We start from the raw sequence: 15526 nt of genomic DNA on the forward strand, positions 1-15526 counted from the left end.
ATACAAAGAAGACGACCCGTAAAATACTTTGTTACAAAAAAAGGGAAGATTTTTAGAAAAAAAGGACAATCTGTTTAAAATGAGTAGGTTATAATTTTATCCGCGGATCTATAATGGTGTACAAAAGATCCGCCAGCAGGTTAATGATCACAAAAATACCCGCTGTAAATAAGATAGCTCCCATCAGCACGGGAAAATCGAACTTTTCCAAAGCATCCACCGTCACTTTCCCGATACCCTTCCAGCCGAAGATATATTCCACGAAAAATGCCCCTGCCAGCAATTCGGCAAACCAGCCGGTGATAGCAGTAATAACGGGATTCAGGGCATTCCGGAGTGCATGCCGCAATACCACCAGCCTTCCGGGCAGGCCCTTGGCATAAGCAGTACGTATATAATCCTGGTGCAGCACGTCCAGCATGGCGCTGCGCGTTAACTGCACAATAATGGCCAGCGGCCGGATGCCCAGTGTAATGGCAGGCAGGACGAGGTTCTGGAGATTGATGGTCCTTCCCGCAAAAGGATCTGTTTCATACAAACTGCCCGTCATATGCAGCCCTGTATAATCGCTCCATACAAAGCCAAACAGGTAAGCCAGCACAATACCCATAAAGAAAGACGGGGCAGAAATACCCACCACACTGGCAAATACAGCCCCTGTATCCATCCAGGTATTTTGTTTTACTGCGGATATGATGCCTAGTCCTATCCCCACCACAGTTGCAAACAGCATGGCAGCAATGGCCAGGACCAGCGTTCCCGGCAGGGCTTCCGTCAATATTTCCCAAACGTCTTTCTTTCCCTGGTAGGAACGGCGCAGATAGGGTGTTTTCAGTACAAGCATCCTGTCGCCTGATAAATGAGCTAGTGTAAGATAATGCAGGACGCCTTTCGCTTCCTCCTGGGTATGAATACTCAGCGGGGAAATGTCATTTAAATACAAAAGGAACTGCACCGGTAATGGTTTATCCAGGTGCAATTCCTTCTTTACATTTTCAAGCGATGTCACATCTGCGCGCTGTCCCAGTGTCAAACGGGCCGGATCTCCCGGCAATACATTGAACAGGAAGAATACCAGGAGTACTACACCCAGCAGTACTAGTACCCCATAACTGAGTTTACGCAGCAGAAATCTGAACATGCATTTATTTATGGTATGTCGTTATAATGCCATTTGCCCTTTACAGTGCCTTTTTCCAGCAATATCAGGCATGGATTGCTCCTTCCTGCTGTCTTGATTGCAGTGCCGTCCATCTGTAAGAATGGGAACTGCAATCCATGTGCAGCGGTAAAAGCCGAAATATCCGCTTTACCGGAAGCGGTCACACCGTAAATATAGACCTTACCAGCCTTAAACTGTTCCTGCAGGGCATGCATTTTGGCATCCCAGCCTTTACCTGCTTCATTTACATTCTTCACGAGGAACAGGTATACCGGTGTTGGTTCAGACAGGATAGCCTGGGTCTGATCTGCGCCATCCAGGTCTGTCAGGATGAAGTCCTTCACAGGCGCCTCTCCTTCTGCTTCACGTACCAGCTTATCACGACGGTCTACAAACTTCCAGGTGCTGTCTGACCATGGATAGTTCTCAGGAGTGAATTCTTTCTGCTGACCATCCTTTTCGTATATCAGCACTGTTTCATATTCCGCAGGACGCGCACCTGGAGGCAGTTTCATCTTCTCCGGCAGGTTGTTACCTACTTTATATCCCAGGCAATCCACGATAGGCAGGTGTGACAATGTATACCATTGTAAGCCGGCCGCAAATAAAACAGATACAAGCGTCAGCACAGCCGTCAGCTTTTTACCAAACAGTGGCTGTATGCGTTTCCTGTAGATGAAAATGATCAGTATCATCACCAGCAGTATCACATCTTTCCAGAACGTTTCTGTAGCCGTCAGTTTGATACAGTCGCCAAAACATCCGCATTCCTTTATTTCCCCGCTGTACAGGGCATAACCTGTCAGGAAGGTAAAGAACGCGATCATGAGAAGCAGTAAGGTGGAAGTCAGACGCATGCTGAATCCTAAGATTAAAGCAGCGCCCAGCGCTATCTCCAGGGTATTCATCACCAGGGAGTAGGTAAGCGATAACGGAGACATGAAGGTCATGTGCAGGACCTCAAAAAACTCTTCCATTTTATAACTGAGTCCCAGGGGATCATTTGCTTTGACGAGACCTGAGAAGATAAATAAAACGCCAACGATAATTCTTAATAGGTTCAGGAGCAGTTTCATGGATAACTATTTTTAGTGGTGCTCACATACTTACTTGCAGATCACCACATTATTCTATTTTTGTCTGGCAAAATAATCAATAAAATGCAAATGGATACTATGGAAGGGAGGAACGGCGAATATACCGGCACGATCAACTGTCAGGGCTCATTACTGGATTTGTCCAAACCAGTTATAATGGGCATCATCAACATCACGGAAGATTCATTCTTTGCCGGCAGCAGAACGCAGCATATTGATCTCATTCTTGAAAGAGCGGCGCAGCTGCTGGAACACGGAGCACAGATCCTGGACATCGGTGCACAGAGCACCCGTCCCGGCGCCATCGACGTCGGTCCTGAAACAGAACTGGCGCGCTTACTACCGGCTGTCAGGATACTGAAAGAACATTATCCAAAAGCCATCCTCTCTATCGATACATACTACGCGAATGTAGCAGAACAGACTATACATGCGGGCGCAGCCATCATCAATGATATCAGTGCCGGTGATATGGATAAGGAGATGATCCCCACTGCAGGACGGCTACAGGTGCCTTACATCGCCATGCATATGAAAGGCACACCTGCTGATATGCAACATAGGCCGGCCTATGAAGATGTAACACAGGAAGTGCTGGATTACTTTATCCGTAAACGTGCAGAATGCCTGCAGGCAGGTATCAAAGATATCATCATCGACCCTGGTTTCGGCTTTGGAAAAACCATCGCCCACAACTATACGCTGATGAAGAAGCTCCATGTGTTCCACATGCTGGATTGTCCGCTGCTGGTAGGCATTTCCAGGAAATCAATGATCTATAAATTGCTTGACATTACACCTGCTGAAGCATTGAATGGTACAACAATACTGCATACACTTGCTTTGCAGCAGGGCGCACACATCCTGCGTGTACATGATGTGAAAGCTGCTATGGAAGCGGTAAAGATCACGCAGTATATGAATACACTTTAGCTGATAAATATTCGCTATTTTTACGATCTATGGAGAGCTTATTTAGTTTTTACGGTTATCATTTCCACTGGTTAAATATACTCGACCTGGCAATCGTGATCTTCCTGGTGGTACAGCTGTACCGCCTGTTGAAAGGTAGCCTGGCCTTTAACATCTTCGTAGGACTATTGATCATCTATCTGGCTTACTTTGTAGTACAACACCTGCAGATGCCGATACTTTCTACTCTGCTGCAGAGTTTCATCAATATCGGACTGATCGCTATTATCATAATTTTCCAGCCTGAGATCAGGAAGTTCCTGCTGGTATTGGGGAAAAAGGCGCCGCTCAGTAAAGACAGTTTTTTCACCAAGTTGTTCCTGCCTGATAAGTTTAAAAGTTATAAGGAAGAAGAGAATATCATCAATGAAGTGATCACTGCTATAGCCCGTATGGCCGGCAGCCGCACAGGAGCGCTGATCGTGATCGCCAATACTTATCGTGTGAAGTTTGACACTGCATCCAGTATAGCTATCGACAGTAACATCAACGCCAAATTACTGGAGAGCATCTTCTGCAAAGGCAGTCCCCTTCACGATGGCGCACTGATCATTGTAGGCAACAAAATACTCGCTGCAAAAGTGATACTGCCTGTGTCAGAGAATCCTAACCTGCCCACGCGGATCGGTTTACGTCACCGCTCAGGTGTAGGCATCACGGAGCACAGCGATAACCTGGCGCTTATCGTTTCGGAAGAAACAGGTGCTATTTCATATGCGCAGGATGGCAACCTGGTGCAGGATGTCTCGCTGGAAGAGCTGAAGGTGAAGATGTATGAGGTAATGGTGGATGGATATTGATGATGATGGCTGGAGCTGCCTCCGTCGCCCGGTATTTACAAAAACGTCATTAATACAACATAATGGGGCTGTCTCATAAATAACTTTTACCCAAATTTATTCGGGTACCTGATGGAGAAAATTTTCGTATAAGAAATTCTCAGAGCCATCGAGTTACTTATGACACAGCCCCTTGTTTGTAACGCGGGGTGCAACCCCGGGGGAACAATACAGGATCATTCATGGTAATCGGCTCCCGGCGGAGTCCTTTGTTTGTAGCGCGGGATGCAACCCCGGGAACGTGTCGTTTATAACCTCGGAAATCCCTTGAAACGTGTTGTTTATAACCTCTGGTGTAATCCCCGGGGATTGGATGGACGCGTAAATGGAATCAATGAATTTTAAATGATAGGACAAATCATAAAACAAAAACGGCCGTTCGCATAAGACGAACGGCCGTTTTTATTATCGGTAACTTTTGATTATTTCTTACCTGGTTGCAGCGCAGCAGGTGTAGCAGGAGCTTCAGGAGCACCAGCTTTAACATCTACCAGCTGAACATCAAATGCCAGTACGGAGTTACCTGGGATAGCAGGAGGACTACCCTGTAAACCGTAAGCTAAAGTAGAAGGAATGATCAGCGTTGCCTTGCTTCCTTTTTTCAGCGAAGCGATACCAGCATCCCAACCTTTGATCACGAAACCGCGACCGATAGGGAATTTGATAGGCTCGATCTTCATACCTGGTCTCAGTGTAGAATCCAGGCTGGAATCAAATACTTTACCATCCAGCAGTTTACCGGTGTAGTGTACATAAACGGTATCGCCTGCTTTAGGCTGAGCACCAGTACCTTCTTCCTTTACGGATACGTATACGCCCTCAGGAGTAGCGGTAGCGGTGATCTTGTTTTTATCCATGTATTCCTTAATGACTTTTTCGTCTTTTGCTTTCTGCTCAGCAGCTGCATATTTACCTACTACTACGAAAGTCACATTCAGCTTATCACCTTTTTTACCGAATGGTGGATGAGGCTCAGGCAAGCTATCGATAGGAATAGAGAAAGTAGCGCTATCGCCTTCTTTCAGCATAGCCAGACCGTCCATCAGGTCGTACTTGTTTACGGACTTAGAGATAACGAAAGGTACAGGACCTCCCGCCATCTTGCGGGACTCAACGAGTACGGAATCATTCAGACTTTGGATGATGTTCAGCAGTACAGTGTCACCCAGCTTCAGCTGCGCACCACTTCCTGACTTATGAACAACGAAGTCTACGCCGCCTGGTGTCTTTTTGGAGCCACCGGCACCGCAGCTGGCCAGAAAGAGGCCTAATGCTGCAACTAACAACTGTTTGTTCTTTTTCATTTGACTGTATTAGTAGGATTGAATAACTTATTGTAACTGTTCTTCGTTCTCTTTAATGGCCTCAATAAAATGCTCCACTGTTTTATCAAGTGATTCGGAGCTGTGGCCGCCGGCTGCGTGGAAATGGCCGCCACCGTCGAAGTATTTCCTTGCGAACGTGTTCACATCAAAATCACCCTTGGAACGGAAAGATAGTTTTATTTCCGCATGACGATCTATGATCAGCGCTGCCAGCTTGATACCCTGGATAGACAGCAGGAAGTTCACCACTCCCTCTGTATCGCCGGTCTGCAGGTCGAAGCGCTTCAGGTCCGTATACGGAATTGCGATCATGGCTGTATTATATTCGTAATACACCTCCATACGGTTCAACAGGCTGTGGCCCAGGAAACGCAGGCGGTTTTCAAGGAAATTGTCATAGATCGCTGAGTGGATGATCTCGTGTTTCAGACCGCGGTCAAACAGATCAGCCACCATACGGTGTACTCTCGCAGAAGTAGAGGTAAAACGGAAAGAACCTGTGTCTGTCATGGTGCCCGCATAAATACACTGGGCCATATCTTCATTGATCAGGTCCTCATCTCCCAGTTTATAGATGATCTCGTATATCAGCTGTGCAGTGGAAGCCGCCGTAGTATCGCTAATGCCGTAGTCAAAAACCGGCTGCGGTTCCAGGTGATGGTCCACCAGGATCTTCGTGCAGGCCATCTGTGTCAGGTATGGTTCCATACTCTTCGTACGATACAACGCATTGAAATCCAGGCAAAACAGCAGTTCAATTCCGTCCAGCGCTTTCAGCGCTTTTTCCTGCATGGATTCAAAATCAATTACTTCCTTAGCACCAGGCATCCATATCAGGAAATCCGGGAAATTAGTAGGGGAAATAACGGTTACATCATGACCTTTCTGTCTGAGATAATGGTATAAGGCCAGTGATGAGCCCATTGCGTCTGCATCTGGTTTCTGATGCATTGTTATTACCACTCTTTTAGGGGTTTCCAGCAAGGGCTTGATTTCCTCTATCCTCTTCATTCTTAACCTTTAAATACAGGCGTACCTGCTTTTATATTAACAATAAAATATAACCGTTTCTTTCCAAAAAATGAAGTGCGAAGTTCTCTTTTTTTTCATCACTAAACAAATTCTGGTTACATTTGCGCGCAAAATTAGTTAATTAGGAATCTAAATATATGGCTAACAACAGAACTTTTACAATGATTAAGCCGGATGCCGTTGAAAATGGGCATATTGGTGGTATTCTGGACAAAATTAACGCTGCCGGTTTCCGTATCGTAGCAATGAAAATGACCAGGCTCTCTGCAGAGAAAGCGGGTGAATTTTATGCTGTGCATAAAGAAAGGCCTTTTTACGGCGAACTGGTAGAATTCATGAGCAGCGGTCACATCGTGGCAGCTATCCTGGAGAAAGCCAATGCTGTAGAAGACTTCCGTAAACTGATCGGTGCTACCAACCCTGCCAACGCAGAAGAAGGTACTATCCGTAAGAAGTACGCTGAGTCTGTAGGCCGTAACGCTGTTCACGGTTCTGACTCTGACGAGAACGCAGAGATCGAAGGTAACTTCTTCTTCTCCGGTCTGGAAAAATTCTAATTAGACTGCCGGCAAACTGATTGCCGGTGAATGATATAAGAGGCCTTCCCATTACTTTGGGAGGGCCTTTTTTATGTAACTTGCCGCCCATGTGGGACATATACCTGAAAGGATTCAAAGCATATCTGCAGCTGGAGCGATCCCTGTCAGCCAATTCTATCGAGGCCTATATCCGCGATGTAGAGAAGCTGGTGCAATACCTCCAGTCAGCCGGCTCACAACTGCCCCCCGACCAGGTAACACTTTCTGAATTGCAGGCCTGTGTGCAGTGGATAGCTAACCTGGGTATGAGCGCTACTTCCCAGGCCAGGATCATTTCCGGTATCAAGGCTTTCTACCGCTACCTGCTGCTGGAAGATATCATCCGCCAGGACCCTACCCTGCTGATCGAAGCGCCCAAAACACGCCGGCAATTACCGGATGTGCTCAGCTTCGATGAAATAGAGCAGATCATTGCACAGGTGAAGGCAGGTACCCCGGAAGGCCAGCGTAACCGCGCCATCCTGGAAACTATGTACAGCTGCGGCCTGCGTGTCAGCGAAGTGGTGAGCCTGAAAATATCCCAGTTACATTTTGACGCAGGCTTCATCCGCGTAGTCGGTAAGGGCGACAAGGAACGCCTGGTGCCTATCGGCCCCGATGCCATCAAATACATCAATATTTATAAGGACGAAATACGGGTACATGTGCCCATAAAAAAAGGCCAGGAAGATATCCTTTTCCTGAACCGCCGTGGCAGCGCACTGACCCGGGTCATGATCTTCATCGTTATTAAAGATCTAACCGCAGCAGCGGGCATTGAAAAACAGGTATCGCCCCATACCTTCCGCCACTCCTTTGCCACCCACCTCGTAGAAGGCGGCGCCGACCTCCGCGCCGTACAGGAAATGCTGGGGCATGAGAGCATTACGACTACAGAGATCTATACACATCTTGACAGGGAGTTTTTAAGAGATACATTACAACGGTTTCACCCGCGGTTTTGAATGTGTTATTCACGCGAAGTAGCCCGGTTTCATGGGGGCTTTCTGGATTGCAGTTGAGGGGTGTCGATTATTCACGCTAAGTAGCCCGGTTTCGTGGGGCTTTCTGGATTGCAGTTGAGGGTCGATTATTCACGCTAAGTAGCCCGGTTTCGTGGGGCTTTCTGGATTGCAGTTGAGGGTCGATTATTCACGCTAAGTAGCCCGGTTTCGCGGGGGCTTTCTGGATAGCAGTTGGGGGTCGATTATTCACGCTAAGTAGCCCGGTTTCGTGGGGCTTTCTGGATTGCAGTTGAGGGTCGATTATTCACGCTAAGTAGCCCGGTTTCAGAATGGGATGGCGGTCGGCGCCTCTCTGGATGGCAATTGAGCGTTGTCAAGCGAATAGGGTTTTGAATATGGATTGAACAGCAGCGGTCGTGTCACCCGAGAGCCGAAGGCCCGCCATTCCCATCTGAAACCGCTGCTACTTCCGCTCTCCCTACGACTATGCATTGGGTCCTGCTTATCAGGACGATGATGGGTATATTGCCATCACATCAGCAGGGATATAGGGATATCACTTACATACGCTTTATACCCGACGCATCCCCGACGCATATGTGGACCTATACCCGGCGCGCCCGGACTACAAACACGTGGCACGCCCGCGGCAGCCTATCGCCGGATCATTCCGTATTGTTACCAGGCTTTTACCATGCCTTTACCATGCCTTTACCATGCCTTTGACTTGGACTTAATGCGTTTTATCCGGGGGGACGCGATCCCTCCGTGTTGCACTCCGGCTTACAAACACGACGCCACGCCACAGGTCGGCAGGAATGCAAAATTCATCTCAAAGCCAACTCATAACATCTATATGCAATACGAACTACAATTATTAGCAACAACTAACAAATAAATGTTTCTAAACAATCTCTGTAAGGGCGCTACTATACTCTGTTTTCGGAGATAACCCATATATAACCCATATATAAGCCATATATGACCCATATATAACCCATGTTTAAGAGGTATGGATTATATATGGGTTATATATGGGTTTATAAAGGATTAAATATGAGATGCCGGCAAGAAAGAACCCTGTTAACGTACCGTTTCAATACCTATCAGGATTAAGAAGTTAAGAAGCAATAAAAAAGGCCCTCAGCGTAACTGCCTTTTTAAGGGTTGTTACACTGAGGGCCGCGACCGTTTGACGGACTGTCCTCTGATTATTATCGTATTGTTAACTCCTTTTTTCTGATAGTTGTGCCCGTTATCTTGTGTGTCTTATTAATGTGCAGGCTGTATTATCCGTGTTGACGAAAACCTGTAAACAGAAGACCAATAAAACCTTATAAAACCTTATAAACCTAAACCTACCACTGATGAACACACAACGTTTCATGCCCGTAGCAGGCGTCCTGCTGTCTGCAGTATTTTTTTCCGGTTGTTACAAAGAAGACGCTATTCAGCCGGCACTGAAGGTGGACAATGAAGTAGCCGTTGCATCCCAGGCGGCTGCAGTGGCGATGAACAACTGGATGACCAGCCTTCCTGACAACAGTAGCATTGCTGCCCTGTCTATTCCAGGTACACATGACAGTGGTGCACGCGTTGAACCAGTATCTGGCACCGCTAAATGCCAGGACCTGACCATCGCCGCTCAACTGGAAGCTGGCGTACGTTTCCTGGACATCCGCTGTCGCCACATTGGTAATGCCTTTGCCATCCACCACGGTTCTATTTACCAGAACATGAACTTTAACGATGTATTAGTGGCCTGCACCAGCTTCCTGACCAGCCATCCGGGAGAGACCATTATTATGAGCGTGAAAGAAGAGTACGATGCGACTGACAACACCAGGACTTTCGAGCAGACTTTTGACACCTATGTACAGCAGTATTCCAGCTTCTGGTCTTTAGGTGCCACTATCCCGGCACTGGGACAGGTAAGAGGAAAGATCGTATTACTGAGAAGGTTTGGCGCAACTGCCACGCCTAAAGGTATTGACGCCACTGCCTGGGCGGACAATACTGTCTTCACTATCAACAACAGCAATGCCAGCCTGAAGATCCAGGACCAGTATGTAGTGCCTGACAACAATGCAAAATGGAACAACATCAACGCTTTGTTCACTGAAGCAAGCACACAGAGCAACAATGTACTGTACGTTAACTTCACCAGTGGCTACAAATCACTGATCTTCAGTATACCGAGCATCACCACGGTATCCGGCAATATCAACCCCAGGATCAATACTTATTTTACCAGCAATACGCATGGTAGGTTTGGTATTATTCCAATGGATTTTGTGAATGCTGAAAGGGCATCCCTGATTGCTAACACTAACTTTTAGGCATAAAAAAAACAGCTACCCTGGGAACTGGAAAAGGGGTAGCTGTTTTTACTGAATGTGTGTGTATGTGGGTCACCAAACTTCGTAATTGAGGCATGTAGTACTGAATATAGGTTAAATAGCACCTTATCTCTTAATGACTTACCAGTGAGGACTTCCGTCCTGGCACCGCCCAGTGGCTTAACCAACCAGGTACATAGCCTGATGTTTTTTTGAGTGCAATGTTCTGCATAATGATATTGATCATGCTGCAGGGCCTCACTCCTTTTCGTTCCGGCATCGCAGCTACCTGGGATTCTTCTTCCCAGAGCAGCTGTTTATCCCGATACACCTTAAAATAAATATCCGGTCCGCTGACGTTCCGGCGTTCACCGACCAGCATTAGTCTGCTGGTCAGTTGTTTTCTGCTGAACCGGAGTTGATAGCGCCCTTTTTCATCGGTGCGCGCACATCCCAATAAGCGATGGTTTCCGGCATTGTACGCTTCTACTCTTAATTGTGCTTGTCCCTCCCTGGCGTGTAATCGTCTTACTGTTCCTGCGATCACCCAGGTACCATAATTGGCCCTTATCTGCCGCCAGCTTTCAACTGGCAGGATATATGCATAAGCCGCAACATATTGTTGTCCTGAACGTTTCCAATGTAGCACCGTAGTACTCAGATGGTAATGGGATTCCATCCCTCTGATGTCTGCCTGTTCAGGCATATGGCGCAAACAAATGTCAAGTTCCAGTGGTTCCGTAAATAAATGTAATTGTTCCCAGGTCAGCGTAAAATTCCCTCTCTCATCCAACCTGGTCTCGGCAAGTAAGCGATCCCGCTTCGCCTCGACCTGTCCCGCTGTAAGCTGACCGGGACTCTTAAAAATGTCTCTTTTGGGGTGGGCTTCTATGGGGTGACGCCCATCTGGTAAATAAACACGTAAAAATGCATCTACCAAAGGTTCTGTACAATCATCCGAGATCAATGCAGAAATGTTTCCAATTAACAGGTAACACATAGCTTTAAGATTTAAAAGAAGGGGGTTAACACACTTAACCACATTCTGGCCGATATGGATAGCCGCTTTTTTTTCTCTGCATTGTCTAGTAAAGGAAGAACAAACATGGGTAGAAAGGCCCATTTTACTATGCTCGCATGAGATAAAGAATTTATCCTTAACTCACTATGCAAAGATTACTAAGTTATTGACAGCAGACAAGCGTTAAAGTACTGTTTGCACAGAATGCGTAGTTCTACGCATTTTTTATGGGACACTACGTTAGTATTTTGCCCCTAAAACGGATAAAATCACCTTAAACTACTAATAATCAGCCAATTAACACACTACCCGAACACTACGTGGTACAAAGATGTTATATACGTATATGCTTTGCCAAGTGATTATTTATAATAATTTTACCATCAACTTAAAAACCACAGCACAATTATGGAGATTCCAAAACACTTCCCCCCAGACACCGGCGCCTTTATCTCCAAGAAGGAAGCCGAACGCTTAAGAGGCAATTACATGACGAGGAAAAGAAAACAGCATGGACATGATGATTTCATCCAGGCTTACTTCTTCGGAAAAGAAAAATTATTGGAGCTTCTTTCCTGTCAGGAAGACATTGCGGGATTACGCATCTATTACGGTGAGGATACCAACAATGACGGAATAGATGACAGAAAAATGGTGATTTATGCCGTTGACAAAAACGGTAAGAACATTCTTTACAAAAAGAAGAATGAATCCGCAGATGCAAATTCATTCTCCGCATCTGCAGCCGCTAAAGGCGCAGATGACGACGAAGGTGGTGCACTTGATACGGGCCTGCCATGCCCAGCAAATTGTGAGTGATTCATCCATTAAACTCGAGTTAAGTGCACATTTATCTGATTTTTTTTTACATCATGATGGGGATCGAATGCTTGCTTTTGATCCCCTTTACGATTCGGTTCAACAGGCTAGACAGCAGTGGGAGATGGATTTTTTACTTTCTCATAAGTAGCCTTGTTTTTTCTACAGGCTCAAAATTAATAGCTATCATTACGGGAAATAACCTATGGTTTTGGCACTCTATGTACTACATACAGTTTGTAATCCTTTCACTATACTTCAGAGAAAGCATTAAGCATAAAACTATCAGATTTACAACGATTGCCCTGATTTTACCCATTTTAGCCTTCGTTTTACTCGACTATTTTGTACTGGAAGGACCCAATATCTTTAACTCTTATTCAGTCGCTGCGGAAACCTTTATTCTCATCATATATGGAGCTCTTTATTTCTGGCAATTGCTTAGGGACGAAGAACTTGTACAACAATCCATCTTTATCAATTCACTTCCTAATTTCTGGTATAATGCGGGAATTTTTATTTATCACTGTGGTTTCTTCCTTTTCTCGCTTGCCTATAATATATTGAAGCTGAGTTTTCCGATAAAAGGTGATTCTGGATTGTGGACATTTGCAATAACATTCGGTGCCGGCATTATCCAGTTGATACTATTATTCATTGGTGTTTCAAAAGTAAAAAAGAGCCACACATGAGGTTCTCAGACATATTAATCATCGGGACAGCGGTCATGTTGTTGCTCAGCATCCTGGTAGTAGTACTGGTGATCTTTCAGCAAAAGCAGGTAATCCAACACAAACTTGCTATCCGTGATAAAGATCTGCAATTACAGAAAGAACGATTATTAGCCATCCTTCAGGGCCAGGAACAGGAACGCAAACGTATTGCCGAAGACCTCCATGATGAAGTGGGGGCGCAGTTATCCGTATTGAAACTCAATCTTAACCAACTACAACCTTTATTGAAGACCGGTAATGGAGAAATGGAGCAGTTAAAGGAAACCAAAGATTTTACAGATACGATCATACAGCATCTCCGCTTCATCTCTCAAAGCCTGCATCCCCAGGCACTCGAAAACCTCGGACTTTCCAAAGCACTCGATTCCTTCTGTAACCTGATGAATAAGAACAAACAGGTGAAGATCCTGTTTAAAGATGAAGGCGGACAGCAGGACGTGGATATTGAAAAAGCCCTGAACATCTACCGCGTTGTACAGGAACTCATCAATAACATCCTGAAACATGCCCAGGCTACCCAGATAGAAATTACTTATAGAAGTACCCCTAACTTATTGCAGATCAACGTAATTGATAACGGTAACGGCTTATTGCTGCGTTCTCTGGACAATTCACGCCAGAAAACCGGTAGCCTTGGATTGAAGAATATTGAGAGCCGGCTGAACGTGATCGGCGGTAATATCAGGTACCTTCCGGGCCAGAATTGTGGTACAATTGCTGAAATAAGAGTGGAAAATTTCCAAAGGCCTGAGGAATAGCACGAATTTTTCTAGCTTTGTCCTGCTGAGCAGTCGATATATCCTATGACTTTGGGACCGCAGATCCCCGTCATGGAGAGTACTATTATGCTGTAAGCAAGGGACAATCTAATAAAATACTTAAACAGCCTCCCCCTATGGTGAACAACATTAAGGTAGCCATCGCCGACGATCATAAGATCTTCCGTAGTGGCGTTATTAATACCCTCACCCCGTACGAAAATATAACTGTTGTGTTTGAAGCTGAAGATGGGGCGCACCTGCTGCAGATAATGGAAGAGCAACAGCCTGACGTTATTCTTATGGACCTCAAAATGCCTAATATGGATGGCATTGAGGCCACTAAAAAGGTGCGTGAAAAATATGCAAACGTAAAAGTGATCGTTCTTACCATGTATGAAGACGATAACTTCATCGTACACCTAATTGAAAACGGCGCCAACGCTTACCTGCTCAAGAACGCCGAACCCGGAGAAATATACGAAGCTATCTGCACTACCTACGAAAAAGGCTTTTACTTCAATGAGAACGTCAACCTCGCTCTCCTCAAAAAAGTGATGCACAAAAACAAGCAACACTTTAAACCTACCTTCCGCAATGAAGTACAGCTTACCGACCGTGAGCTGGAAGTACTCCGTCTTATCTGTAACGAATATACTACGCAGGAGATCTCCAAGGAGATATTCTTAAGTCCCCGCACCGTTGAAGGCCTGCGCCAGAAACTGCTGGAAAAGACCGGCGCCAAGAACATTGTAGGCCTGGTCATGCACGCTTTCAGAAATGGATTGATTGAATGATAAGTGGGTTGATAGAATGACAAAGATGACTCATCTTTGCAGCTCATTAAACCACCAGTCAATTATGAAACCTTTATTTCGTTATCTGGCTGCCGGCTCTCTGATACTCAGCGCACAATTATCATTTGCGCAGGTAAAAATGCCAGCTCCCAGTCCCGGACAAACCATTCACCAGGATTTTGCATTATCATTCGTTGAGGTAAATTACTCCCGCCCTGCTGTGAAAGGCAGGACCGTAATGGGCGATCTCGTTCCTTATGGTAAAGTATGGAGAACCGGCGCTAATAGTGCTACTACCATCACTTTCGGAGACGATGTTACCTTCGGCGGCACGGCGGTGAAAGCTGGTAAATACGGCCTGTTGAGCATTCCCGGCAAGTCAGAATGGACGATTATCCTGACCACAAGTCTTGATGTAACCAGCCCTGCTGCTTACAAACCTGAAAATGACGTAGTTCGCGTGAAGGTAACTCCAACTGAGCTCCCTTTTGCTGTTGAAAACTTCATGATCACTTTTGATGATATCAGCTCTAATGCAGGCAACATGCTCCTGATCTGGGAAAAAACCATGATCACTATACCGCTGAAAGCCGATGTAGACAGCAAAGTAATGGCACAGCTGGATGCTGCTATGAAGGGTGATAAAAAGCCTTATTTCCAGGCTGCGTCTTACTACTATGAAACAAACCGTGACCTGAAACAGGCGCTGGCATGGGCAGAAGAAGCTGTGAAGGAAAATCCGACTGCTTTCTGGGTTGCTACACTGAAAGCTCGTATCCAGGCTAAAGCTGGTGATAAGAAAGCTGCAAAGGCTACTGCTGAAAAAGCGATTGAACTGGCAAAAACTGCCAAGAACGATGACTACGTAGTTATCAATCAGAAGATCATTGCTTCTTTGTAATACGCTATAGTTATTTGTTTCAACTTTATGCGATGAACATTATCTGTTTCAGTAAGTGTAAGATGTGCTGTACCCGCCTGGTAGTGAATGGCTATTGAGCATTTTCAATCGTATCGGCGTTGGCTGTTGATCTGTCAGCATCAAGCGTGTACCAATCGGCTAAAGCAAATCTTATCACTTACTGAAA

The 15526-nt window shown here is 45.8% G+C and carries 14 protein-coding genes; 9 read left to right on the forward strand and 5 right to left on the reverse strand.

Features of this window, described 5'->3' with window-relative positions:
• Positions 1 to 88 precede the first annotated feature (88 nt).
• Both F3I09_RS23555 and F3I09_RS23560 read right to left on the reverse strand, forming a co-directional pair.
• Entirely contained in the window at positions 89 to 1141 is a 1053-nt protein-coding gene (locus F3I09_RS23555; protein WP_149697507.1) for an ABC transporter permease, read from the reverse strand.
• A gap of 8 nt (positions 1142 to 1149) precedes the next feature.
• Complete coding sequence (locus tag F3I09_RS23560; protein WP_149697508.1) at positions 1150 to 2238, reverse strand: BT_3928 family protein; 1089 nt, start codon at positions 2236 to 2238, stop codon at positions 1150 to 1152.
• 84 nt (positions 2239 to 2322) lie between these two features.
• Here F3I09_RS23560 and folP point away from each other — a divergent pair, with 84 nt between their 5' ends.
• Entirely contained in the window at positions 2323 to 3192 is an 870-nt protein-coding gene (gene folP / locus F3I09_RS23565; protein WP_223233352.1) for a dihydropteroate synthase, read from the forward strand.
• Positions 3193 to 3221: 29 nt separating this feature from the next.
• Positions 3222 to 4031, forward strand: a complete 810-nt coding sequence (gene cdaA / locus F3I09_RS23570) for a diadenylate cyclase CdaA (protein ID WP_149697509.1) — start codon at positions 3222 to 3224, stop codon at positions 4029 to 4031.
• A 461-nt stretch (positions 4032 to 4492) separates the two neighbouring features.
• Here cdaA and F3I09_RS23575 read toward each other — a convergent pair whose 3' ends face one another.
• Complete coding sequence (locus F3I09_RS23575) at positions 4493 to 5374, reverse strand: FKBP-type peptidyl-prolyl cis-trans isomerase (protein WP_149697510.1); 882 nt, start codon at positions 5372 to 5374, stop codon at positions 4493 to 4495.
• 27 nt (positions 5375 to 5401) lie between these two features.
• Entirely contained in the window at positions 5402 to 6406 is a 1005-nt protein-coding gene (locus tag F3I09_RS23580; RefSeq protein ID WP_149697511.1) for a bifunctional oligoribonuclease/PAP phosphatase NrnA, read from the reverse strand.
• A gap of 158 nt (positions 6407 to 6564) precedes the next feature.
• Between F3I09_RS23580 and F3I09_RS23585 the strand changes: the two genes are divergently transcribed.
• The 3 genes from F3I09_RS23585 (at position 6565) to F3I09_RS23595 (ending at position 10309) form a co-directional block, all read left to right on the forward strand.
• Entirely contained in the window at positions 6565 to 6984 is a 420-nt protein-coding gene (locus F3I09_RS23585; RefSeq protein ID WP_149697512.1) for a nucleoside-diphosphate kinase, read from the forward strand.
• Between the two features lie 89 nt (positions 6985 to 7073).
• Positions 7074 to 7970 carry a site-specific tyrosine recombinase XerD gene (gene xerD, locus F3I09_RS23590; RefSeq protein ID WP_149697513.1) on the forward strand — a complete coding sequence of 299 codons (897 nt, stop codon included), beginning with the start codon at positions 7074 to 7076 and terminating at the stop codon, positions 7968 to 7970.
• Between the two features lie 1367 nt (positions 7971 to 9337).
• Complete coding sequence (locus tag F3I09_RS23595) at positions 9338 to 10309, forward strand: phosphatidylinositol-specific phospholipase C (protein WP_149697514.1); 972 nt, start codon at positions 9338 to 9340, stop codon at positions 10307 to 10309.
• A gap of 133 nt (positions 10310 to 10442) precedes the next feature.
• Here F3I09_RS23595 and F3I09_RS23600 read toward each other — a convergent pair whose 3' ends face one another.
• Complete coding sequence (locus F3I09_RS23600) at positions 10443 to 11309, reverse strand: hypothetical protein (RefSeq protein ID WP_149697515.1); 867 nt, start codon at positions 11307 to 11309, stop codon at positions 10443 to 10445.
• 429 nt (positions 11310 to 11738) lie between these two features.
• Here F3I09_RS23600 and F3I09_RS23605 point away from each other — a divergent pair, with 429 nt between their 5' ends.
• The 4 genes from F3I09_RS23605 to F3I09_RS23620 all read left to right on the forward strand — a co-directional run bounded on the left by F3I09_RS23605 (position 11739) and on the right by F3I09_RS23620 (position 15339).
• The gene (locus F3I09_RS23605) at positions 11739 to 12149 is read left to right on the forward strand and encodes a hypothetical protein (RefSeq protein ID WP_149697516.1); all 411 of its coding nucleotides are present in this window, start codon (positions 11739 to 11741) and stop codon (positions 12147 to 12149) included.
• A gap of 688 nt (positions 12150 to 12837) precedes the next feature.
• A complete protein-coding gene (locus F3I09_RS23610) occupies positions 12838 to 13641 on the forward strand; it encodes a sensor histidine kinase (protein ID WP_149697517.1) in 804 nt (267 codons plus the stop codon).
• Positions 13642 to 13778: 137 nt separating this feature from the next.
• Positions 13779 to 14438, forward strand: a complete 660-nt coding sequence (locus F3I09_RS23615; RefSeq protein WP_149697518.1) for a response regulator transcription factor — start codon at positions 13779 to 13781, stop codon at positions 14436 to 14438.
• A gap of 64 nt (positions 14439 to 14502) precedes the next feature.
• Positions 14503 to 15339, forward strand: coding sequence for a DUF2911 domain-containing protein (locus tag F3I09_RS23620; RefSeq protein ID WP_149697519.1), 837 nt, complete (start codon positions 14503 to 14505; stop codon positions 15337 to 15339).
• The last annotated feature ends 187 nt before the right edge of the window (positions 15340 to 15526 follow it).

Origin of the sequence: Chitinophaga sp. CF418, assembly GCF_900142925.1 — a bacterium.
Taxonomy (GTDB): domain Bacteria; phylum Bacteroidota; class Bacteroidia; order Chitinophagales; family Chitinophagaceae; genus Chitinophaga.

Bases quoted from the DNA above. Each gene is read 5' to 3' on its own strand.
- F3I09_RS23555 (WP_149697507.1), bottom strand. From the start codon at position 1,141: ATGTTCAGATTTCTGCTGCGTAAACTCAGTTATGGGGTACTAGTACTG.
- F3I09_RS23560 (WP_149697508.1), bottom strand. From the start codon at position 2,238: ATGAAACTGCTCCTGAACCTATTAAGAATTATCGTTGGCGTTTTATTT.
- folP (WP_223233352.1), top strand. From the start codon at position 2,323: ATGCAAATGGATACTATGGAAGGGAGGAACGGCGAATATACCGGCACG.
- cdaA (WP_149697509.1), top strand. From the start codon at position 3,222: ATGGAGAGCTTATTTAGTTTTTACGGTTATCATTTCCACTGGTTAAAT.
- F3I09_RS23575 (WP_149697510.1), bottom strand. From the start codon at position 5,374: ATGAAAAAGAACAAACAGTTGTTAGTTGCAGCATTAGGCCTCTTTCTG.
- F3I09_RS23580 (WP_149697511.1), bottom strand. From the start codon at position 6,406: ATGAAGAGGATAGAGGAAATCAAGCCCTTGCTGGAAACCCCTAAAAGA.
- F3I09_RS23585 (WP_149697512.1), top strand. From the start codon at position 6,565: ATGGCTAACAACAGAACTTTTACAATGATTAAGCCGGATGCCGTTGAA.
- xerD (WP_149697513.1), top strand. From the start codon at position 7,074: ATGTGGGACATATACCTGAAAGGATTCAAAGCATATCTGCAGCTGGAG.
- F3I09_RS23595 (WP_149697514.1), top strand. From the start codon at position 9,338: ATGAACACACAACGTTTCATGCCCGTAGCAGGCGTCCTGCTGTCTGCA.
- F3I09_RS23600 (WP_149697515.1), bottom strand. From the start codon at position 11,309: ATGTGTTACCTGTTAATTGGAAACATTTCTGCATTGATCTCGGATGAT.
- F3I09_RS23605 (WP_149697516.1), top strand. From the start codon at position 11,739: ATGGAGATTCCAAAACACTTCCCCCCAGACACCGGCGCCTTTATCTCC.
- F3I09_RS23610 (WP_149697517.1), top strand. From the start codon at position 12,838: ATGAGGTTCTCAGACATATTAATCATCGGGACAGCGGTCATGTTGTTG.
- F3I09_RS23615 (WP_149697518.1), top strand. From the start codon at position 13,779: ATGGTGAACAACATTAAGGTAGCCATCGCCGACGATCATAAGATCTTC.
- F3I09_RS23620 (WP_149697519.1), top strand. From the start codon at position 14,503: ATGAAACCTTTATTTCGTTATCTGGCTGCCGGCTCTCTGATACTCAGC.